General features: G+C 72.8%; 13 protein-coding genes and 1 pseudogene. 8 read left to right on the forward strand and 6 right to left on the reverse strand.

The window, feature by feature from the left end; genetic code table 11:
• From ACZ5WK_RS37120 to ACZ5WK_RS37140, 5 genes and pseudogenes are all read right to left on the reverse strand, one after another.
• A pseudogene (locus tag ACZ5WK_RS37120) lies at window positions 1-350 on the reverse strand (hypothetical protein); the annotation flags it as partial.
• A gap of 100 nt (window positions 351-450) precedes the next feature.
• Entirely contained in the window at window positions 451-1,152 is a 702-nt protein-coding gene (gene ureA / locus ACZ5WK_RS37125) for an urease subunit gamma (RefSeq protein ID WP_465554461.1), read from the reverse strand.
• Between the two features lie 115 nt (window positions 1,153-1,267).
• Window positions 1,268-2,485, reverse strand: a complete 1,218-nt coding sequence (locus tag ACZ5WK_RS37130) for an agmatine deiminase family protein (RefSeq protein WP_465554463.1) — start codon at window positions 2,483-2,485, stop codon at window positions 1,268-1,270.
• A gap of 93 nt (window positions 2,486-2,578) precedes the next feature.
• Window positions 2,579-3,751: an agmatine deiminase family protein gene (locus ACZ5WK_RS37135; RefSeq protein WP_465554465.1), complete on the reverse strand. Its 1,173-nt coding sequence runs from the start codon at window positions 3,749-3,751 to the stop codon at window positions 2,579-2,581.
• A gap of 425 nt (window positions 3,752-4,176) precedes the next feature.
• Window positions 4,177-4,731, reverse strand: coding sequence for a TetR/AcrR family transcriptional regulator (locus ACZ5WK_RS37140; RefSeq protein WP_465554519.1), 555 nt, complete (start codon window positions 4,729-4,731; stop codon window positions 4,177-4,179).
• A gap of 287 nt (window positions 4,732-5,018) precedes the next feature.
• Between ACZ5WK_RS37140 and ACZ5WK_RS37145 the strand changes: the two genes are divergently transcribed.
• The 7 genes from ACZ5WK_RS37145 to ACZ5WK_RS37175 all read left to right on the forward strand — a co-directional run bounded on the left by ACZ5WK_RS37145 (window position 5,019) and on the right by ACZ5WK_RS37175 (window position 17,500).
• The gene (locus ACZ5WK_RS37145) at window positions 5,019-6,668 is read left to right on the forward strand and encodes a serine/threonine-protein kinase (protein ID WP_465554467.1); all 1,650 of its coding nucleotides are present in this window, start codon (window positions 5,019-5,021) and stop codon (window positions 6,666-6,668) included.
• A 212-nt stretch (window positions 6,669-6,880) separates the two neighbouring features.
• Window positions 6,881-7,861 (forward strand): alpha/beta fold hydrolase, encoded by a 981-nt coding sequence (locus ACZ5WK_RS37150; protein ID WP_465554469.1) that lies wholly within the window; start codon window positions 6,881-6,883, stop codon window positions 7,859-7,861.
• Window positions 7,858-9,963 (forward strand): vWA-MoxR associated conflict system protein, encoded by a 2,106-nt coding sequence (locus tag ACZ5WK_RS37155; RefSeq protein ID WP_465554471.1) that lies wholly within the window; start codon window positions 7,858-7,860, stop codon window positions 9,961-9,963. The genes ACZ5WK_RS37150 and ACZ5WK_RS37155 overlap by 4 nt, the downstream gene beginning before the upstream one ends.
• The gene (locus tag ACZ5WK_RS37160) at window positions 9,963-10,898 is read left to right on the forward strand and encodes an AAA family ATPase (protein WP_465554473.1); all 936 of its coding nucleotides are present in this window, start codon (window positions 9,963-9,965) and stop codon (window positions 10,896-10,898) included. The genes ACZ5WK_RS37155 and ACZ5WK_RS37160 overlap by 1 nt, the downstream gene beginning before the upstream one ends.
• The gene (locus ACZ5WK_RS37165; RefSeq protein ID WP_465554475.1) at window positions 10,891-14,082 is read left to right on the forward strand and encodes an SAV_2336 N-terminal domain-related protein; all 3,192 of its coding nucleotides are present in this window, start codon (window positions 10,891-10,893) and stop codon (window positions 14,080-14,082) included. The genes ACZ5WK_RS37160 and ACZ5WK_RS37165 overlap by 8 nt, the downstream gene beginning before the upstream one ends.
• Before the next feature lie 384 nt (window positions 14,083-14,466).
• A complete protein-coding gene (locus ACZ5WK_RS37170) occupies window positions 14,467-16,425 on the forward strand; it encodes a glycoside hydrolase family 5 protein (protein WP_465554477.1) in 1,959 nt (652 codons plus the stop codon).
• A gap of 463 nt (window positions 16,426-16,888) precedes the next feature.
• A complete protein-coding gene (locus tag ACZ5WK_RS37175; protein ID WP_465554479.1) occupies window positions 16,889-17,500 on the forward strand; it encodes a TIGR03086 family metal-binding protein in 612 nt (203 codons plus the stop codon).
• Between the two features lie 89 nt (window positions 17,501-17,589).
• On the opposite strand, the gene ACZ5WK_RS37180 is transcribed toward ACZ5WK_RS37175, so the two are convergent.
• A complete protein-coding gene (locus ACZ5WK_RS37180; protein ID WP_465554481.1) occupies window positions 17,590-19,716 on the reverse strand; it encodes a SpoIIE family protein phosphatase in 2,127 nt (708 codons plus the stop codon).
• A 235-nt stretch (window positions 19,717-19,951) separates the two neighbouring features.
• Here ACZ5WK_RS37180 and ACZ5WK_RS37185 point away from each other — a divergent pair, with 235 nt between their 5' ends.
• Window positions 19,952-20,875, forward strand: a complete 924-nt coding sequence (locus ACZ5WK_RS37185; protein ID WP_465554483.1) for a ketopantoate reductase family protein — start codon at window positions 19,952-19,954, stop codon at window positions 20,873-20,875.
• Window positions 20,876-20,901 lie beyond the last annotated feature (26 nt).

The raw sequence follows: 20,901 nt of genomic DNA on the forward strand, positions 1-20,901 counted from the left end.
CCGATCGAGGCGATCCGGCCCTCACGGATACCGATACTGGTCTTCCGGATGCCGAGCACCGCGTCGATCACCAGCACGTTGCTGATCACCACGTCACAGGTGTCGCGGACGGCCGCGGCCCGCAGGAGCATCCCGTCGCGGGCGGTCTTGCCGAAGCCGGCCAGGAACTCGTCCCCGGGCGCCTGCGCGTCGGACTCCACCCGGACGATCAGGCCGGAGTCGCCCAGCCGGATCCGGTCCCCGGCCCGGGGCCCGTGCACGGCGATGTAGTCGTGCGGGTCGATACCGGTCGCCACCACACCGCCCGGACGGCCGTGGCAGCCCGCCGCGTCGAAGACACTGCCGCTCATGCGCCCGCCTCGCCGCAGTCGACGGCCGCTTCGCGAAACGCGCGCCCTTGACCGATTCGCTCTCCCCCGGCCTTCGGCCGTGGGCACCCCCATCGCTCGCTCATGCCTGCTCCTGCCAGTTCGTGAGATAGCCGGTCGCGCGGGCCTTGGCCAGCGCGGCCTCCTTGACGCCGGGCGCGTCCAGCGGGCCGTCCACCAGCCCGGCGAAGCCGATGACGACCCGCTCGCCGCCGATCGGCACCAGCCCGACCTCCACGGTGGCCCCCGGGTCGAAGCGCACCGAGGAGCCGGCCGGCACCGCCAGGTGGGCGCCGTAGGCGGCGGCCCGGTCGAAGGCGAGCCGCGGGTTGACCTCGAAGAAGTGGAAGTGCGAGGTGACCGAGACCGGCACCGTCGCCGTGTTGCGCACCGGCAGCCGCAGTGCCGCCTCGGCCGGCCGGTAGCCCGCGCCGTCGCCGGCGAGCGCCGCGCCGGGGGTCTCGGCGCCCAGGGAGCCGCCGGCCCGGAACGGATCGTCGATGACGCAGAGTCGCGTCCCGTCCTCGAAGACGGCCTCCACCTGAAGCGTGGTCACCACGTCCGCCACACCGGGCAGCACGTCGGCGGCGGTGAGGACGGAGCGTCCGGCCTCGACGGCCTCGGCGAGGCGCCGGCCGTCGCGGGCGGCCTCGCAGACGGTGTCCGCGATCAGCGCGTGCGCCTCGGGGATGTTCAGTTTCACGCCGCGGGCCCGGCGGGCACGGGCCAGCTCGGCCGCTGTGAAGATCAGCAGCCGGTCCCGCTCGGTCGGGGTCAGTCGCATGGTGCCTCCTCGTGGGTGGGAGCGGATGCGCGCGGGAACCAGCCCCGGCACGTCGGTGGCGTCGGTGCGGGGCCGGTTCTGCGGGGGTGGTACCTGGGCGGGGGGTGGGCGCGGGTCAGCCCTCGGCCGGACCGCCCGGCTGGTCGTGGGTCGAGCAGTGGATCCCGCCGCCGCCGGAGGCGATGTTGTCGATCTTCACCGGCACGATCTCCCGGCCGGGGAAGTGGTCGCGCACGATCTGCTGGGCGCGGTCGTCGGCCTTGGCGTCCCCGAATCGCGGGAGGAACAGCGAACCGTTGGCGACGTAGAAGTTGATGTACGAGGAGACGAACGCGTCGCCGCGCCCGGTGATCCGGTCCGGGTCGGGCTGCGGCAGGTCGATCACCTGCAGCGGCTTGCCGTGGGCGTCGGTGGCGCTCTTGAGGACTTCGCGCGCCTGCGCGGCGGAGCGCGACCAGACGTCGGCGGGCGCACCGGGGAAGGGCTGGTCCAGCAGGACGACCCCGGGGGCCGCGAACCGCACCAGGCAGTCCACGTGCGCGTCGGTGATGTCCTGGTCACGCACGCCGGCGAACCAGATCACCTTGGTCACACCCAGGACCTTCTTGAGCTCGGCCTCGATCTCGTCCCGGCTCCTGCCCGGGTTGCGCCGCTCGTTGACCACCGAGCTCTCGGTGACCAGCAGCGTGCCCTGGCCGTCGGTTTCGAAGGAGCCGCCCTCCGCGACCACCGGCGTGCGGATCCGCTCGATCCCGTACTTGCCGAGGGCCGCGGCCGCCAGCGCGGTGTCGTTTCCGTGCTCCTTCTGCTTGTTGCCCCAGCCGCTGAAGTTGAAGTCGACGCCCTTGAGCGTGCCTCCCTCCTCGACGAAGACCGGGACGGTGTCCCGGGCCCACAGGTCGTCGACGGGCAGCGGGACGACCTCGACGTCCTTGCCGCACGCGTTCTGCGCCGCGTCCGCCTGGGCGGGGCGGGCGAACATCACCACCGGCTCGTGGCCCGCGACGGCGCGGGCCAGCCGCGCGATGTCCGCGCGGACGTCGGGCAGTTGGTCGGCCCAGATGCCGGTGGACGCCGGCCAGGCCATGAAGGTGCGGGCGTGGCTCTCCCACTCGGCGCCGAACCGGCGCCCGGGTGTCGCCCCCGGAGCACCCGGAGCACCCGTCGGGCCGGGCGCCGGCGGCCGGGAGGCGTCGGGTGTGGCCGGGGCCTCCTCCCCCTCGTCCGACGGGGCGCAGGCGACGGCCCCCAGGGTCAGCAGGCCGGCCCCGGCCACGGCACGCAGCACCGTCCGGCGGGACGGGGAGGGACGGGAGGAGGTGAGGTCTGACACGGAGCACTCCGGCGGGAGGAGGAAGGAGGGTGGTGGTGCGGGGCACGGCCCCGGCTGCGTCCCGGGCTGCGGCCCGGCGGCTGCGCGCCGGAGCTACGGCAGCGGCTGCTGCATCGTGGAGCAGTGGATGCCGCCGCCCCCGGCCATCAGGCGGTCGACGTCGAGCTGGACCACCTCCCGGCCGGGGAAGGCCGCCGCGAGGGTGCGCCGAGCGGCCTCGTCCTTCACCCGGTCGCCGAACTGGGCCGCGATCACGGCGCCGTTGACCACGTGGAAGTTGAGGTAGGAGTCGACGAACTTCGAGTCCCTCGACCGCACGGTGTCGGGGCCGTCCACGCGGATCACCCGGAGCCGGCGGCCCCTGGCGTCGGTGGCCCGGGACAGGATGTCGAACTGCTGGCGGGCGTCACGGGCCCAGACGTCGTTGCGGTCCTCGGGCGGAAGCTGCACCATCACCACGCCGGGCCGGACGAACCGGGAGGTGACGTCGATGTGGTCGTCCGAGATGTCCTTGCCCTTGATGCCGGGGACCCAGATCATCTTGTCCGCGCCGTAGACGTGGAGCACCTCGTGCTCGATCTCGTCGCGGCTCATGCCCCGGTTGCGGTTCTTGTTGACCAGGCTGCTCTCGGTGGCCATCAGGGTGCCGTCACCGTCCGTCTCGACCGATCCGCCCTCGCCGACGAAGTCCGCCCGGCTGAACCGGAGCCGGGCCCGGTCGGCGACGTAACCCGCGACCTCGGCGTCGTCGCGGTGGGTCTGCTTGTTGCCCCAGCCGTTGAAGTTGAGGCTGACGGCGTCGAGGCCTCCCCGGGCGTCCCGGCGGAACAGCGGGGCGATGTCCCGCATCCAGAGGTCGTCGGTGGGGATCGAACCGATCACCTCGACGGTGGGGCCGCAGAGCGACCGGGCCTCCCGCACGCTGTAGTCGTCCGGGGCGCACAGGACCACCGGCTCGTAGCAGGCGATGGTCCGGGCGATCAGGGCGATGTCCTGCTGGACGCCCGCCAGCTGCCGGCCCCAGATGGACTTCCGGGAGGGCCAGGACATCCAGGTCCGGGCGTGCGGCACGTCGTCGCGCTCCACCCACCAGCGCGGGAGCGCGCCGTCGGCCGGGCCCGCGGACCGGGCGGAGGCGGGCGCCGCGCCTGCGGCGATCCCCGCCGCCCCCAGGCCCGCGGCGGCGCCCAGCACCGACCTGCGGGAGGGCTCGCCGCCGAAGAGCCGGCCGAACAGGGAGCGGTCGTCGCGGTAGGGGTCGCTCATGCGGATCTCCAAGTCAAGTATTGCCCACCGGTCCGTACCGGGCGCGGCGCGGACGCTGTCCCGGAGGGGACGGTGTCCGCGGAACGGGCGGCCCGTCGGTACGGTGCGGTGGCCTCGTGCTGCGCCGCCTGCGAGCGGTGCGTCGCCCGCGGCCCTGCGGGGCAGGGTGGCGGCGTGGCACGGCTTCACGGAGGCGTCGTGCGGTGCCGTGCTCACACTCTCGCACTGACTGAAAATTCAGTCAAGGCGCGCCGGGCGTGGAGATGGCGGGTGTGGAGGTGGCGGGCCACCCGGCGAAGGGCGGCGCGCCCTGGGAAAGGGGCGGGCGTCCCTGCGAAAGCGGGGGCCGGCAAAAGGCGGGGACCCGGCAAAAGGCGGCGGGCCCCGGGATACCCCGGGGCCCGCCGTCGTTCGCCCTGCTCGCGCTACCCGCGCAGGTGCTCCAACTCGCTGTCGATCGCGCCGGCCATCAGCTCGCGCGCATGCGCCAGCGGCACGCTGCCACTGAGCCACCGGACGCTCAGCCCCTCCAGCAGTGCGGTCAGCCGCTCCGCGGAGGCGGCCAGCGCCGCCGCCCCGCTCATCGGCCGGACCTTGCCGAGCAGTTCGGCGATCTCCTGGACCCAGACCAGCGTCGCGCGGGCGAGGTCCTCCCGGAGGTCGGGGTCGAACACCGCGCTCGCCCGCAGCTCCCCCCAGGCCGTGCTGTTCTCCCGCACCTGGGGGGTGTCCTGGAACTCCAGCAGCAGTGTCTGCTCCAGCTCGCCCCGGGCATCCAGGGGCGGTGCCTCCGCGGCGCGCTCGGTCGTGTACCGCTCGGCCCGGTCGTTGATGAACTCCAGGGTCGCCCGGAGGATCCCGGTGCGGTCCTTGAAGTGGTAGTAGATCAGCGCGGTGGACACGCCCGCCTCGGCTGCCAGCTCCTCCACGCGCAGCCCGCGGACGCCGCGCCGGGCAATGACCCGCGCGGCCGCTTCCATGATCAGGGTTCGACGGTCAGCCACAAGCGATCACCCTACCCGGACGGCCGCCCGACCGGACGCACCGGTCCGACCCTGACTGAAATTACAGTCCGGGGTATGATCCGGTCCGATCCGGAACGCCGGCGCACACATGGGCCCCGACGACCCGAACCCCGGTGCCGAACGCTGGTGCCGAACCCCGTCCCGCCGGACACCGCGTTCGCGGATCCGCCGGCCGTCCGGCCCATCCACCACGGGCGGCCCGTGCCCGCCCGCCCCACCCGCTCGACCCGCTGGGAGCCAGCATGACCGCAGAGCCCTTCGGCGCCCCGTCGCCCACGGCCTTCCAGGCGCTGTCCTCCGACGACCCCCGTGAGGTCGGCGGCTACCGCCTCTGCGCACGGCTGGGCGCGGGCGGCATGGGCCGCGTCTACCTCGCCTACACCCCCGGCGGACGCCCGGTCGCACTCAAGGTCGTCCGGCCCGAACTCGCCGGGGATCCCGAGTTCCGGTACCGCTTCGCCCAGGAGGTCGCCAGTGCCCGGCGCATCCACGGCCTCTACACCGCCCAGGTGGTCGATGCGGGCAGCGACGCCGCCACTCCCTGGCTGGCCACCACCTACGTACCCGGCCCCTCCCTCCAGCAGGTCGTCCACCGCCACGGCCCCCTGCCCGAGCGGACCGTCCTGCTGCTCCTGGCCGGCATCGCCGAGGCCCTGCAGGCGATCCACGCCGCGGGCGTCGTCCACCGCGACCTCAAGCCCGGCAACGTCCTGATCGCCGCCGACGGCCCTCGCGTCATCGACTTCGGCATCGCCCGTGCCGCCGACGCCGGCGCGCTCACCGGCACCGGCCTACGCATCGGCTCGCCGGGCTTCATGGCCCCCGAGCAGGCCCTCGGACTGTCCGTCACCCCGGCCACCGACGTCTTCGCGCTGGGCGCCCTGATCGCCCACGTCGGCTCCGGCACGCCGCCCTTCGGTGACGGGCCCGAGCCCGCCTCGCTCTACCGGGCGGTGCACGAGGAGCCGGACCTCTCCGGCCTGCCGGCCGGACTGCACGAGCTGGTCCGGCTCTGCCTGGCCAAGAACCCCGCGGACCGGCCGGCCACCGCGCACCTCATCGCGGCCGCCCGCAACCACCCCGCCACCGGCGGCGAACTCCGCTTCGCCGACGACTGGCTGCCCCAGCAGGTCAGCACCGAGATCCACCGCCACACCGACCTGCCGACCACTCCTCCCCCGCCCGCCACCGCCCTCGACCGGGCCCGGGTCGCGGCCGACGCCCCGACCGCGCGTGTCCTCCCCGCCCCGCCGGCCACCCGGCTGGAGCCGGCACCCCGCCGACGCAGGGCCGCCACCGCGCGCCGGGGGGCCCGCACCGCCCTCCTGACGACCGCCGCGCTCCTTGTCGGCGCCGCCGGAGCCTTCCTCCTGCTCGATCCCGAGTACCTCGACAATCTCGACGACCAGAACGTCGCCGCCACCGGCGGCCCCGCCCCGTCTGCCGGCACCACCTCCACCCCGTCGCCGTCCGCGCCCCCGACCGCGACCCCGACCGCGCCGGCCACCACCCTCCCCGGCTTCACCGCCGTCTACACCGACCTCGAGCTCACCTCGCCCGATCACTCCTACGAGTTCGACCTCAAGGCCGGGAAGGTGGCGGCCCAGGACACCTCCACCTGGTACGTGGGCCGCCACGCAGGCGAGTTCTACATCCCGGAGGACAGCGACGCCTACATCGCGCCGGCCGGCGGCCTCACCCTCCCCGACTGCATCAAGGGCGTCGAGACCCGGCCCGCCTCCACCCTGCCCTTCAACGCCCTGCGCCCGGACCGGAGCTTCTGCGTCCGCGGCCCGGGCGGCCGGGACGTCGCCGTCGTCCATGCACTCACCACCGCCCCGGACGACGGCCCGGTCAGAGTCACCGTCACCTACTACCGCCGCTCGGCCTGAGCACGAGCGGACCGGCGGGCACGCATCGGCACTCCGGGAGGTGCCGGTGGCCGGAGCCCTTCGGACGGGACATGCCTCGTCGGTTCCTCACAGAACCCGTGCTGTTGGTACCGTTCTTTTCCGCCGTCTCCGGCACGCAGGGGCAGCGCTGCGCGCGGACGGGGAAGTCGGTGCCGGTGGGGTGACGCGTTGGTGGAGCGGGGGAACGGACCATGGCGATCGAGCGTGTGAAGCCGAAGCTGGTCTTTGTGCACGGGATCGGCGGCCGGCGCGACGCGCAGGCGGAACTCACCGACTGGAAGAGGGCGCTGGCCGAGGGCGCGCGGGAGTCCGGGTACGCCTCAGAGATCTCCGCTTTGACCGCGGAGTGGTCAGCCGACTGCTCGTTCGCCTACTACGGGGACCTGTTCGCCTCGGACCGACAGGCCCAGGGGTCGGCCGGAGCGGAGGGGTTGGACGAGGATCAGACGGACATCGTTCTCGGCCTGCTGGAGGAGTTCCTCCGCGAGCTGGCCGCCCTACCCGAACACCGCGACAACCGGCGCCTGGCCCGGATCCGCGCTCAGGTGCGGCCGGACGGCGAGGCACAGGGCATCGGAAATGCCGGCCGGCACCTCAGCAGCTTGCTCGCCGCAGTAGCCTCCGTCCCCGGGCTGAGCTGGGGTGCCCGGAAGCTGAGCCAGCGCGAACTCCTCGGGATTCTCTCCCAGCCGGGCCGCTACCTGCGACGGGCCGAGTCGGACGAGTCCGGCAGAACGCTGGACCAGCGGATTCGTGAGCGGGTGCTCGACTGTCTCGTTCCGGGAAGGCCCACGATCGTGGTGGCCCATTCACTGGGCACCGTCGTGGCACTGGAGGCGCTGGCCGAATTTCGGGGCCCGGTCGAACTGTTCGTCACGGTCGGCTCCCCGATCGCCATGCGAGGCCTCATCTGGCCTCTGCTGCGCCCCCGTCCCCCCGCCACTCCCGAGTCGGTCGCCGCCTGGCTCGACTTCCGGGACGGTGACGACGTCATCGTCCCGAAGCGCAGGCTGGCCGACGTCGTCGCGCCCAACACCGCGGGTGTGCAGCCGGTTCCCGATCGGCTGGAGTCGGCCTTGTTCTGGTCCCACAACGCAACGACCTACCTGAGGCGCCAAGAGATCGCGAAGCCCGTGATGGAGACGCTGGCAGCCTGGACCGCGCGGTCATGAGCGAGGCGTGGCAGCCCCCGGCCCGCCATGTCCTGCTGATAGCCACCCAGTCGGACGCGGCGGGGGAAAAGCTGCCGCAGCTGGAGTCGGCGGCCGACGATCTGTTCAGGGCGCTCACCGACCCGGCGATCGGGGGCTGCCTGCCCAGCCCCGCGGCCGAAGCCACCCGCCTGCGGTCGGGATCGGTGGGCCGACACGAGATCGACGAGGCCGTCCGCGCAGCCGTCCGCGCGGCCGGCCAGGCCGGGGCGACGCTCGTCCTCGCCTTCCTGGGCCACGGCCAGGCGCCCTCGAACGGGACGCGGCTCTGGTACATGGCCGCGGACAGCGAGGCCGACGAGACCGACAGTTCCGTCGACGTGCCGGCCCTGCTCGAGATGGCGGCGGACTGCAAGGGGGTGGCCGGAGTCATCGCGGTGATCGACACCTGCCACGCCGAAGCCGCGATGCCCGACATCAGCGCGCTGATCGGGGGCTTCAACACCGGAGGCAAGCGAATCGCCGTGCTGGCGGCGTGCGGCGCCCGGCAGGAGGCGTACGGCCTGAGTTTCACCCGGGAGCTCGTCGCCACACTGACCCAGGGCATTCCGGGGGAGGGCGAGTTCCTGCGCACCGGAGTGGTGAAGCTACCTGTAGCAGGGAGGCTGAAACAGCAGAACGTCAAGGCGTTCGAGTTCGACGGGGACTCCGACGCCGACGGACCGCTGTGGCTCGCGCTGAACAGGCAGCGCCCCGCATGGCGGCCGAGCGCGGCCATCGGCCGGATCGGCACCGACCACCTCGCCAGGGTCCTCCGGAATTGGCCTGACGCCCCCGCCGCACCGGCCGTCTGGACTCGTCAGGGCCTGGTCGAGCTGGCCGCACAGGCCGCCGGCTCCGGCGCGGGGTGGGCCGTTGAGGTCGCCGCGGGCGTGGTCGCTGCCATGGACACCGGCCGCCTCATTCTCGAGTCGGCCGGTCCTGCCTTGAACACGCCGCTGCTCCGCCGCCTGGCCGCCGACTTCAACCGCCAATGGGCCGACCGCCTCCCTCGGCCGGTCCGACCGCCCGCACCGCTCGCCGGCAGACCGCTGCTCCAGTACCTCCTCGAACACGCCGCCCTGCGAGCGACGCTGACGGACAGCCAGCAGAGCATGCACCTCGCGCTGGCCTGGTACGTGGTCGCAGCGGCGGAGGCGTGCGGGTTCGACCCGTCGGATGCCAGGGTGAGGCACTGGGCCGAGCAGACCGGCGCCGAGATCGCGCTCAACGACGCCCGCGCGATGCACGAGGCACACCGTTCGCACGGCCGGGCGCTCCGGCTAGTGGTCAGCCTGCACGCCGCCCGGGTCGACTGGCCTGATTCCCTCTCCGCCTGCCTGCGTAACGGGCCCGACTGCGTCCACCACCAGCACTTCCCCTGCGTGCCGGACCGGCACGGTGTGGAGAAGGCACTGCCCGAGGTAGTCGCCTGGGCCGAGGACCGACTTCCCGGGGAGGCTCAGGTGACACACGTCGACATCGTCGTTCCCGCGCCCGTCCTGCTCGACTGGCATCCAGAACAGACCATGGTCGGCATGTTCGTCCTGGGTGCCACTCGCACCGTGACCCTCCGCTGGGCCGGACGGCTCGTCGTGCCGGGCTACATCCGCGGCATGAACGAACACGCCCGTGCCCTGCTGGAGAAGATGGACAACGCCTCCCTCGACCAAGGCGCACCGGTCGACTGGGTGGACCTGGGCGGGACCGGCACGCCGCAACTTCTGCGCGCCTTACAGAGGGGCGCGTACCAGCGGGCGATCGGGATCGGCCACCACCCACCCCACCTTCAGGACCTCGTCACGACGTTGCTGCCGTACACCCCGATCCTGTTCTGGCCGAGCGCGGACGCCGACCACTCCCGCACCGAGTGGCCCTGCCTGGCCCACCTCTGGGAAACCCTGCCCGACGGCTTCAGCGACGCCTACCGCCGTCGCTGGCACGGCCCCGGCGACCGAGACCCGGAGACCGATGGCCACCTCGACGACCTGGCCGACGTCCGCTCGGCGTGGCACGACCGCGATTGGCTCGACTTCTGCAGCCGCTACGCGCAGCACCCCTCCCCCGCCCCGAGGAGCACCTGATGTCCTGGAACAACTACTACCGAGGCGACGGCGAGCCACGGGACGTCGAACTCGCACCTCCGCCGCCGTGGCGCAGCTTTACCCGGAACGGCGCCCACAGGGCGTTCCTTCCGCCGGAGGGCCTCACCGACGCCGTCAACGCCGCCCTCTACCTGCACCGACCGTTGCTGATCACCGGCAACACCGGCACGGGAAAGTCGACGGTCATCGAGCAGGTCGCGGCCGAACTGAAGCTGGGCCCGGTCCTGCGGTGGCACATCACCTCGCGCAGCACCCTGCCGGAGGCCCTGTGCCGGTACGACGCGCTCGGGCACATCCACGCGCTCCGGCTCCAGCAGGGGCGCTCGGAGGAACCCGCGGACATCGCGCCCTTTCTCCAACTCGGCCCTCTGGGCACCGCGCTGCTTCCCGGGAACCGGCCCCGGGCACTCCTCGTCGATGAGATCGACAAGAGCGACATCGACCTGCCCGCCGACCTCCTTGATGTTCTGGAGAGCGGGCGGTTCGAGATCCATGAACTCGCGCGGCACTCGACCCGGGAGGTGGCCGTCCGGGAGTGGGACGCGAAGGCCACCCACGCCGTCGTGGACGGTTTGGTGCAGTGCACGACATTCCCGTTCATCGTGATGACCAGCAACGGCGAGCGGGACTTCCCCGCGCCTTTCCTACGCCGCTGCATCCGCTTCGACATGCCGACTCCCACGGAGGAGACGCTGTGCCGGGCCGTCGAGTCCCATCTGGGGCTCCGACGCGACGAGCTGGGCGAAGCAGCCACGCTCATCAGCGCGTTCGCCGAGCGGGTCGCCCGCGGGGACAGCCTGGCGGTGGACCAACTCCTTAACGCCGTCCGGCTGGTCACCGACGCGGACGCGCCCACCGGGGCACTGCGAAGCCGGCTACTGGACCTGATGCTGCGGGACCTTTCCGGTGGGTGACCGCGTCGTCGGCCTGGTCGCGGCTCTCAGCCGGATCCTGCCACCGGACACGGACGCCGCCACGGTGGCGGACGCGCTCTGGCTCGCCGCCAACTCGGGCGAGGACACGACCGACGGTGGCGAGCCGGCGAGTATGCCGTTGCCGTCCGCCGCGGCCGGTCTACCGGAGGGGACGCGCCCGAGCACCGCCGTTCCTTCGCCGGACACCCGGCCGAACCCGGCGCCCGAGGCCGTCCCCGGCGTGCCGCTGTACGAGAACCTGCCTGCCGGGCCCTCAGCGCCAGGCCGCCCGGTGCGGGTGGCTGCCGGCCGGGCGCTGCCACACGCCCTTGAACTCGGCCGTGCGCTACGCCCGTTCAAGCGCCGCCACCCGCGCGGTGCGCGGCGGGCACTGGACCTGGAGGCGACCGTACGTGAATACGCCCGGGGCGGCGAGCTCGCGCCCGTCCTCGGTCCCGCACCGGAGCCGTGGTTCGAGGTCGTCGTCCTGGTCGACACCCATCCGACCATGGAGGTGTGGCGGGAGACCATCGAGGAGTTCGCCACCCTGCTGGCGAGCATCGGCGCGTTTCGCCGGGTCCTGTCGCTGCGGCTCACCGTCGACGACGAGCCGCCGATCACGGATGACCGCGGCCGCGCCGTCCCCCGTGGCCGGGTGACCGCACCGGGCGGGCGGCGGCTGATCCTCGTCCTCTCCGACTGCGCGGCCCCCGGCTGGCGCCGGCCGGAGTCCTGGCAGCTGTTGCGCTCCTGGGGCGCCAGCACACCGGTGGTACTGCTCAACCCGCTACCCGGCAGGCTGTGGAGCGCCACGGGCCTCGACCTGCCGACCGTCCGGGTACAGAACCGCAAGCCGTCGGCCCACAACACAGAACTCTCCTACGACGTACCACTGATGGTGAGCGCCCTCTTCGGCACCGACCCCGGCTGGATGCCGCTGCCGACCCTCGCCCTCACCCCGCACTCACTCCACCGCTGGGCCAACGGCGTGATGCGCGGCGCACCGGCGGGCTACGATGCCGCGCTCGTCCCCGCTTCGGGCGTCCTCGACTCCCCCTTCGCCGACCATGCCGAGCCTGCCCCCGATGCCGCGCGGCGAACGGCGGCCTTCCTGCACACCGCTTCCCCGGCAGCGAGGCAACTGGCGGCCCTGTGCAGCCCGTTCACCCGTCTCAGCCTCCCACTGCTCCAGCTCGTCCGCCAGACGGCAGTGCCGGAGGCCACCGTCGGTGACGTGGCCGAGCTGCTCACGAGCGGCCTCCTCGACATCCAGGTCGTGGAGAACGCCCCGGCCATCCTCACCTTCCACGAGGCCGCCCGCACCCGACTGTCCCGCCTGGTCACCCGTCACGACGCCTGGACGGTCCAGGCTGCCCTGACCCGCCACACCGCCTCGCACCGGCCCCAGGCAGGCCGCGGGCTGGCGGCCGTCGCGGTGGAGGACCCGGCCCTCCTCCCGCCTGACGTCCAGCCGTTCGCGGTGGCTTCGGACGAGCTGCTGGCGGTGCTCGACGGAGGCCGACGGGAAGCCCGGGCAGGCACGCCCGAGCCGGCGCTCTCACCCGAGGAACTGTCGGAGGCCGAATCCGCCGGGCCCGAGTTCCCCGACCCGGCCAGAAGCGCCGCACTGCTCATCGGCGTGTCCGGGTACCGGGAGTTGCAAACGCCCCCCGGTGTCGAACAGGCACTGGAGGACATGCGGTCCATTCTGACCTCGTCGAACAGTTGGAACCTCAGCACCGACCGCTGCCAGATCCTGCTCGACCCGAGCTCACCCGAGATGGTGCTCGACGCTCTCCGGGCCGCCTGCGACCGGGCCGATGACACCGTTCTGGTGTACTTCGCCGGGCACGGTGTCACGAGTGGGGCGCGCGGCACCGACAGTCTCCTGGCGCTGGACGACAACGTGGGGCTTCCCCTCTCCCGGCTGAACGCGGTTCTCGCCCGAGAGCCGGCCGAGCGAGTGGTGCTGCTGATGGACCTGTGCGGCAGCAGCAGAGCCGGGACGCATCTCGGTTACGGCAGCCGGGAGTCGGACTTCTACGCGTTGTCCACCCATGACGTGAACGACACGGAACACACGCTCCTGCTCGCCGACCACCTCGTCGGCCTACTGCAGAAGGGACTACCGGGTGCACCGGAGCTGCTGGACTTCCCTACCGTCGCCGCCAGCGTGCACCGGGACGCGGCCAGCGGGATGCGACACGGCTCAGGGGCGTCAAGGCGCCCGCTCGCGATGCTCCGCAACCGGAGAGCGCCGGGCTATGTCGAGCCCCACCTCCGCGACGTCTTCGCCCAGGTGTGCCATGCCGTGCGCGGCCAGTTGGTGGCCCGGTATCCCGTGCGGTACTACAACGAGATCCACCGCATCCTCCTGGCGCTGATCACGCTCACCAGCAACCACGTCATCACGCTGACCGAGAAGAGGCCGTCGGCGATGGTGGAGCGCTCGGTCGAAGACTTCCTCACCCGCAATCTGGAACCCGAACTCGTCGTCCGTCGGGCGGAATCCGACGTGACGACGCTTTACGTCCAGGAGGCTGACGGTGACTTCCGCATGCCCGTGGACGTTCGCACCGTGAGTCTTCGCGGGCTGAGCCCAGTCGACGCGATCATGATCAGCAGCGTCAGAGAGCCTCTCAGGGTCACTGTCGTGCTCGACCGATCCGACGGCATACGGGACTCCGAGCTGTTCGACATCTCGCGCGATGTCGGCGTGACCACCGTCCACGGCGCCGGCCAGACATCGGAGGTCGTCGTCCTGCGGATCCCTGTTCACGGTCCCGAGGCGTCGAGGGCACGGACACTCGACGAAGCGCTACGCGAAGCCGTGGTCAGCGCCTGCGAGGACCTGCACGGCGACGTCATAGAGCTGGGCCTCGAACCGGACATGCCCGAGCTGTCGGGTGCGTCCGACGCCACGATCGAGCACCTGGAGCCCGACCTCCTGACGGTGGAGTGGCACCTGGTGGAGGCCTTCGAATCCGGACTCACTCTGGGCGAGGTCCGGGTGGATGCGGATATCGTCCTCAGTTCGTTCGTGACCCCCGTCGAGGCCCCCGAATGGATCGACGAACACCCCGCCGAGCTGTCCGCGAGGATCCGGGTGGAGCTCGTCTTCCACGCCCAGGTCGACGGGCCCGACTTCCAGGTGTCGCTGGAATACGCAGGCATGGAGGTCTGAGCCCTTCCGAACCGGAAGCCGCGCGACTTTCAGAGGGCGTTATGTGGTGTTTGGCGACTCGTTCCGGGATCGGCGAAGTTCCTTTTGCTGCAAGCCCGGCCTGTTCACCCTGGCGCGCCCGAAAACACGCACCTAGCCGCCCCCGGCGTCCAAAGAGGAATCGGGCGAAGGCTCATATATCGCCCTCTCAGACGATCTCGGCCAGGGTCGGGCCTTCCCAGGCAGGTCGAGGACGGGCGGCCGGAGGTGCCGGCGAAGCAGGCGGGTCAGCGGTCTCCCGGGCGGGCCGGGGGTGTGCCAGGATCCCGGGTGACCGTGTACATGCGGGCCGGGGCCCGACGGGGGGCGACCGGCGTCCATCACCCTCACCAGTTCGGGACGACCATGAGAAGACTCGCACTCCGCGTGCTGTCCGTGGCCACGGCCTTGTCAGCACTGATCCTGGTGCCGCCGGGAGCGGCCCCCGCGGCCCCGGCCACCGCCGCACCGCTCGTCACCGCGCCGGCAGCCGCCCCGGTGGCGCTCACCGGCGCACAGCTGGCGGCCTCCTGGACGGGCCCGTTGAGCACCCGCGGGCGGTACGTCGTCGACGCGTCCGGCAACCGGTTCAAGCTGATGTCCGGCAACTGGTCCGGCGCGCAGGGTACTTGGCAAGGCAGCGGCTCCACCACCGACCCGGCGAACAACCAGGCCGGCCAGGTCTCGTACAACCTGCCGCTCGGTCTCGACCGGGCACCGCTGTCCGAGATCATGACAGGCTTCCACAGCCTCGGACTGAACAGCATCCGGCTGCCCTTCGCGGACGCGATGATCCGGGACACCACGGTCGTCCCGGACGCCGCCGTCGCCGCCAATCCGCAACTGCGCGGCAGCACCCCGCTCCAGGTCTTCGACGCCGTGGTGGCGGCCCTCACCGCCGACGGGTTCGCCGTCATCCTCAACAACCACACCACCACCTACCGCTTCTGCTGCGGCCTGGACGGCAACGAGCGCTGGAACAGCAGCCAGTCCACCCAACAGTGGGAGGAGGACTGGCTGTTCATGGTTGACCGGTACCGGGCCAACAAGCGCGTCGTCGGTGCCGACCTGCGCAACGAGGTCCGCCGCGACACCTGGGACAACCCCAACTGGGGCATGGGCGACAGCCACGACGAGTACGCCGCCTTCGAGGGGGCGGGCAACCGGATCCTCCTGGCCGCGCCCGACCTGCTGATCATCATGGAGGGCATCAACTGGCAGGGCATCCCGCTGGCCGGTCTCCCCCACGGCCGCCCGATGCTCAAGCCGGTCGCCACGCTCTCCAACACCCTGATCGACTCCGGCAAACTGGTCTACTCGGCCCACTTCTACGGCTACACCGGCTCGGCCAACACCGGCGCGGGCAGCGGGCCCGGGTCGACCAGTGATCCGCGCTACCAGGATCTGACGCCCGAACAGCTGGCCGCGGTGGTCGACGAGGAGGCGCTCTTCGTCACCCGCGCCGGACAGCACTTCACCGCTCCCGTCTGGATCAGCGAGTTCGGCGCGGGCGGACGCGGCTCGACCGATGCCAAGGAGCAGGCCTGGCTCGACCACTTCACCGCGATCCTGGCCGCACGGGACGCCGACTTCGCCGTCTGGCCGTTGGTCGGCTGGCACAACGACGGTGTCCCGCAGGACAGTTGGGCGCTGCTTCACTACGACCGGGCCGGCCGGCGGCTCAGCATCGAGGACCAGGGCGACTGGCGCGCCGACGACTGGAACCGGCTGGTCACGGCCCCCTCGTACACCGGCCGGGTGCCGCAGGCGCCGCGCTGGAACCTGCTCGACCTCGACCACGCCGACCAGAACGTGTCCCGGCGGATGCTCGCCCTGCCCGACTGGAGCAGCGGCAACCGCAAGGGCAACTGCCCCGACGGGCAGCGCCTGATCGGCCTCGGCCGCAGCGACAGCCGCGGTCTGTGCACCGACGCCGGCCGGCCCGCCATCGGGCCGGGCGCCTGGGTCACCGTGACCGACGAGCGCTATGTCACCGACGGCGACTGGGCCTCGGGCTACAACAAGCTCCAGTGCCCGGCCGGCCACCTCGCCGTCGGTTACAGCGTCCACAGCAACGCGATGGCGGCGCTGCTGTGCGCTCCCGCCGGCGGTGCACTGCCCGCCACGAACCGGGTCCTCTGGTTCGACCGGGGCGACAACCGTCCGCCGGCCTCCACCGGCGCCGACTCGGCCGCCAGCGACTGGGCGCCCGGGTACTACAAGGGCCAGTGCGCGGCCGGCGAGTACGTCGCGGGCGTGGCGATGACCTGGCGTTGGCTGCACGGCGGTGTCCCGGACGCGCTGCTCTGCCGCCCGCTGGCCTGACCCGTCGCCCACGGGCGCGCATCACCCCGGGGCCCTGCCCGCCCGGCCACCCGGCTGGGCGGGCAGGGCCCCGCCGGGTGGCCGGTACGTGATCCGGGTTCGGTACGTGATCCGGGTACGGCAGGGCGCCGCGCACGGCGGGGGCAAGGCCGGAACGCCGGCGGCAGCCCCCGGCCCGTGAACACCCTGTCACCATGACGGCCCGCTCCGAGAGGGCCGCCGCGCCCCCTCGGAGCGGGCACCGACCGGGCACGGACACGGACCGGGCACGGACCGTGACGGTGCCGGGTGGCGAGGGGGCGGCCGGGCGGCGGACAGCCGTCCGCCCCGGCCCGGACGGACACCCGGCGTCACCGCGACTGCGCCGTCCGGCCTCGCCGTCGAAACCGGCCCGGCACCTCTGGCCTGTCACGCCCCGTAGCGGTTTACTGGGAGGGAGCAGGGCAGGAACGGAGGCCCGGCGATGGAATGTCCGCACCCGTCCGGGACCCACACGGAGGTCCGCCGGCACTACGCGGCCGCCGGGGCGGAGGTGGCCCGGCTGATCCGGGCCGCTCCCGAGGACCAGTGGTCGGCGCCCACCCCCTGCCGTGACTGGGAGGTGCGCACGCTGGTGAACCACCTGGCCGCCCAGCACCTCTGGGTCTGCCAGGCGATCGCCGGCTACACCCCGGACCAGATCGGCCGCCGCTTCCAGGGGGACGTCCTGGGCCAAAACCCGCTCGGCGTGTGGGAGATGGCCGTGGACAGCGCCGTACGCGCGCTCGGCCGGCCGGGCGCCCCCGACCTCCTGGTGCACGTGTCGTACGGGGTGCGGGACGTCGGCGGGTACGTCCGTGAGCTGACCGCCGAGACCGTCGTGCACAGCTGGGACCTCGCCCGGGCGCTGGGCGAGAGCGGCCGGATGCCGCAGGGCGCCGCCCGGTACGCGCTCGCGGAGTTCCGGGGCTACCGCGACCTGGCCGGCACCGGCCTGTTCGACCCGCCGCTCACCGCACTGCCGGGTGCCGACGCCCAGGAGCTCCTGCTGGCCCTCACCGGCCGCGACCCCCACTGGTCCGCCGAGCGGATCTGACCGGACCCGGGCCCGCCGCCACGTCCCTCCCGCCGTCGGTTCACCGGCGGCGGACCGCGTCCGTTCATCCGACGACGGACCGCGTCCGTTCACCCGGGGACGGAGCGGACCAGCAGCAGCGCGATGTCGTCGGTGCGGTGCTCCGACTGCCCGGCCTGGCCGATCAGCGCATCGGCCAGCCGGTCCAGCGGTTCGCGGCCGTGCCGGGCAAGCGTGTCGACGAGGCCGGCCATCGCCTGGTCGAGGTCGGTGCCGGGCCTGTCGACGAGGCCGTCGGTGTACAGGACCAGGGTGGTGCCGATCGGCAGGTCGATGCGGATCTGCGGGTACTCCGCATCGGGGTCGACGTTGAGCACCATGCCACCGGGCGACTCCAGTGCCTCCGCCCGGCCGTCCGGGCCGTACCGCAGGGGCACGGGGTGCCCGGCATTGGCCAGCCAGGCCTCGCGGCGTTCGAGATCGACGCAGAGGTAGGCGCAGCTGGCCAGCAGGGCCGTGTCCAGGTCGGCCAGCAGGCGGTTGGTGCGCGCGAGCACGGTGCTCGGATCGGCATCGGCCGCGGCGAAGGCACGGACGGCGGTGCGGACCTGGCCCATCAGCGCGGCGGCGTGGACGTTGTGGCCCTGGACGTCACCGATGACGACGGCCACCGTGTCGGGCCCCACCCGGATGAGGTCGTAGAAGTCGCCTCCGACGTCCATGCCCTCGGTGGCCGGCAGGTAGCGCGCGCTGATCTCCAGGTTCCGTACGACGGGCAGCGCACGGGGCAGCAGGCTCTCCTGGAGACCGTGGGCGAGCACGAGCTTGGTGTCGTACAGCCGGGCACGGTCCAGGGCCTGGGCGATCAGACCGCCGAGCGCGGTGAGGACGGCGCGCTCCTCGACGTCGAAGCGGTGCGGTTCGTCGAACGCCATCACGCAGGTGCCGAGCAGCCGGCGCGAGGTCACCAGGGGCAGGTAGGCCCAGGCGGACATCCCGTCCTGCGTCTCGTGGCGGTCCGGGTAGAGCCGCTCCAGCTCCGCACGGGTCTCGAAGAAGGCCGGCACGGAGTTGGTCGACGCCTGGACACCGGGCGTGGGCTCCGTCAGCCGGGTGCCGTCGAACTGGTCGACCAGGCCGGCCGGATAGCCACGATGACCGGCGAGGCGCAGCCGTCCGCCCTCGGCCATCAGGACCGCGACGGCCCGGCCGCCGAAGGCCGGCAGGATCTGCTCGGCGACCATGCTCACCACGTCCTGAACGCTGATGGCCTCGGTCAGCGCGCTGGCGAGGTGCAGGAGGTGGTAGAGGGCTCCGGGCCGCGTGTGCACCGCCTGTTCGGCGGGTGCCTCGGTGTGCTCGTACAGCGAGGCATCGGCGGCGGCGATCCGCGCGGTGACTCCGGTGGCGTCCGGGTAGAGCTGGAACGACAGCCACCGGTCCGGCGGCCGCATGGCGACGAACGACGTGGTAGCCCCGCCGATCACCGCTGCCCGGTAGTGGTACTCGTACACCGGATCGCGCAGCCAGGGCAGCGCCGTCCACGGCCGGACGCCCAGCAGCCGCTCCACCGGCGCGCCGAGCAGTTCGGCGGCGGCCGGCGTGACCGCCGCCAGCCGGCCGTCCAGGTCGATGCCGCAGATGCCCTCCGGCAGTCGCGCCGCCACCATGGTCAGGGGGTCGGCGGACCGGTTCTCCGCCGTCGCGGCGCGGGGGGAGGGCCTGATCGGACGGCCCGCCCTGGCCGCCTCCGCCAGCAGCTCGGCCAGGCGCAGCGCGAGCGCGTCGAGCAGGTCGCGTTCGCGGCGGGACAGCTCGGCGGGGTGGGCGGCGGGCCAGATGCCGAAGACGGCGCCGTACGTGGTCCTGCGCGTGACGAGCGGCGCCGCCGCGAGGCCGAACGCGTACGGCATGGCGACCGCGACCCTGGGGTAGCGTCGGGCCATCTCCTCCGCACCGCCGACCCAGACGGCCTGGCCGCTGCGCACGGCTTCGACGACCGGAATCGGCGCGGTCATGCCGATGTGCTGCCACGGCCTGGTGAACTGCCGGGCCGCTCCGAACGTCATGACCAGTTCGAGCACCTGCTGGTCCTCCGACAGCAGGTAGAGACCGCCGGAGTGGGCGCCCAGCCTGTCCGGCACCGACCGCAGGATCTGCGCTGCCACCTCCAGGCCGCGCCCGGCCACCGCCTCGGCAGCCTCGTGTCCGGGCTGCGGCACCCCATCCCGTGACATGCCCATAACAGCACTCTCGTTCGAGCCGACGGTGGACCCACCGCCTTCCTTCCATAGTGCAGGTCGTGTCCACCGCCAGGAAGCCGACGGAGTCCGGCGCGGTACGGACGGACGACGCGTGACGGACGCCCCCCGAAGGCATTGACTCGGCCGCGGACCCGCGGAGATGATCACGCAGGGCCCAGGGCGACAACCCATTCCGGGTGTCGACCCGCAAGCTGAGAGGAACCCAGCCATGTCCGGATCCGGACAGCGCACCATCGAATCCGCCCCCTTCCCGACCCGTCCGACCATCGCCGTGCTCGGCCCCGGAGGAGTCGGCGGCCTGCTCGCCGCACTGCTCTCCCGTGCGGGGCACCGCGTGATCTGCCTCGCCCGCGAGGAGACCGCCGGCCCGCTGCGCCGGGACGGCATCCGCGTCCGCAGCAGGCAGTTCGGCGAGTTCACCGCGGCGGTGGAGGCCGACGACATCCTGCGCGAGCCCGTCGACCTGTGCCTGGTGACGGTCAAGAACACGGCACTCGACGCCGCACTCGACCGCCTCCCGCCGCAGTGGCTGGCGAACGGCGCGGTGGTGCCCCTGCTCAACGGCGTCGAGCACACGCAGGCCCTCCGGGCGCGCTACGGGGGCGAGCGCGTCGTCCCCGCCGTGGTCCGCGTGGAATCGACCCGCACCGCGCCGGGCGTCATCGACCACGGCAGCCCGTTCGTCGAGATCGACCTGGCCGGCCGGCCGGAGCCGTTGGCGCCGCTCGCCGCACTCTTCGAGGGTGCACGGGTGACGACCCGCGTCGTGCCGGACGAGGACCGAGTCCTCTGGGGGAAGCTCGCGTTCCTGGCCCCCTTCGCCCTGCTCACCACCCGCCACCGGCAGCCCATCGGCGCCGTCCGGTCCGAGCGGCGGCACGAGCTGACGGCCCTGGTGGAGGAAACCGTGGCGGTCAGCCGGGCCTGCGGAGGCCGGACGGCGGTCGCCGACGTCCTGGCGCGCTATGACACGTTCCCGGCCGACAGCAGGTCGTCCATGCAGCGCGACGCCGAGGCGGGCCGCCCGCTGGAGCTCGACGCGATCGGCGGAGCCCTGCTGCGGGCGGCCGAACGGCACGGCATCCGGGTGCCGCTGACGACGCGGCTGGTGGCGGAGCTGTCGACCGGGTGAGCTCCGCCGGACCGGCGTGACCGACC

This window comes from Kitasatospora sp. NPDC032757 (genome assembly GCF_055579305.1).

Coding starts and splice junctions, on each gene's coding strand:
- ACZ5WK_RS37150 (WP_465554469.1), top strand. CDS start 6,881: ATGGCGATCGAGCGTGTGAAGCCGAAGCTGGTCTTTGTGCACGGGATC.
- ACZ5WK_RS37180 (WP_465554481.1), bottom strand. CDS start 19,716: ATGTCACGGGATGGGGTGCCGCAGCCCGGACACGAGGCTGCCGAGGCG.
- ACZ5WK_RS37145 (WP_465554467.1), top strand. CDS start 5,019: ATGACCGCAGAGCCCTTCGGCGCCCCGTCGCCCACGGCCTTCCAGGCG.
- ACZ5WK_RS37170 (WP_465554477.1), top strand. CDS start 14,467: ATGAGAAGACTCGCACTCCGCGTGCTGTCCGTGGCCACGGCCTTGTCA.
- ACZ5WK_RS37140 (WP_465554519.1), bottom strand. CDS start 4,731: ATGGAAGCGGCCGCGCGGGTCATTGCCCGGCGCGGCGTCCGCGGGCTG.
- ACZ5WK_RS37175 (WP_465554479.1), top strand. CDS start 16,889: ATGGAATGTCCGCACCCGTCCGGGACCCACACGGAGGTCCGCCGGCAC.
- ACZ5WK_RS37135 (WP_465554465.1), bottom strand. CDS start 3,751: ATGAGCGACCCCTACCGCGACGACCGCTCCCTGTTCGGCCGGCTCTTC.
- ACZ5WK_RS37160 (WP_465554473.1), top strand. CDS start 9,963: ATGTCCTGGAACAACTACTACCGAGGCGACGGCGAGCCACGGGACGTC.
- ACZ5WK_RS37185 (WP_465554483.1), top strand. CDS start 19,952: ATGTCCGGATCCGGACAGCGCACCATCGAATCCGCCCCCTTCCCGACC.
- ACZ5WK_RS37155 (WP_465554471.1), top strand. CDS start 7,858: ATGAGCGAGGCGTGGCAGCCCCCGGCCCGCCATGTCCTGCTGATAGCC.
- ureA (WP_465554461.1), bottom strand. CDS start 1,152: ATGCGACTGACCCCGACCGAGCGGGACCGGCTGCTGATCTTCACAGCG.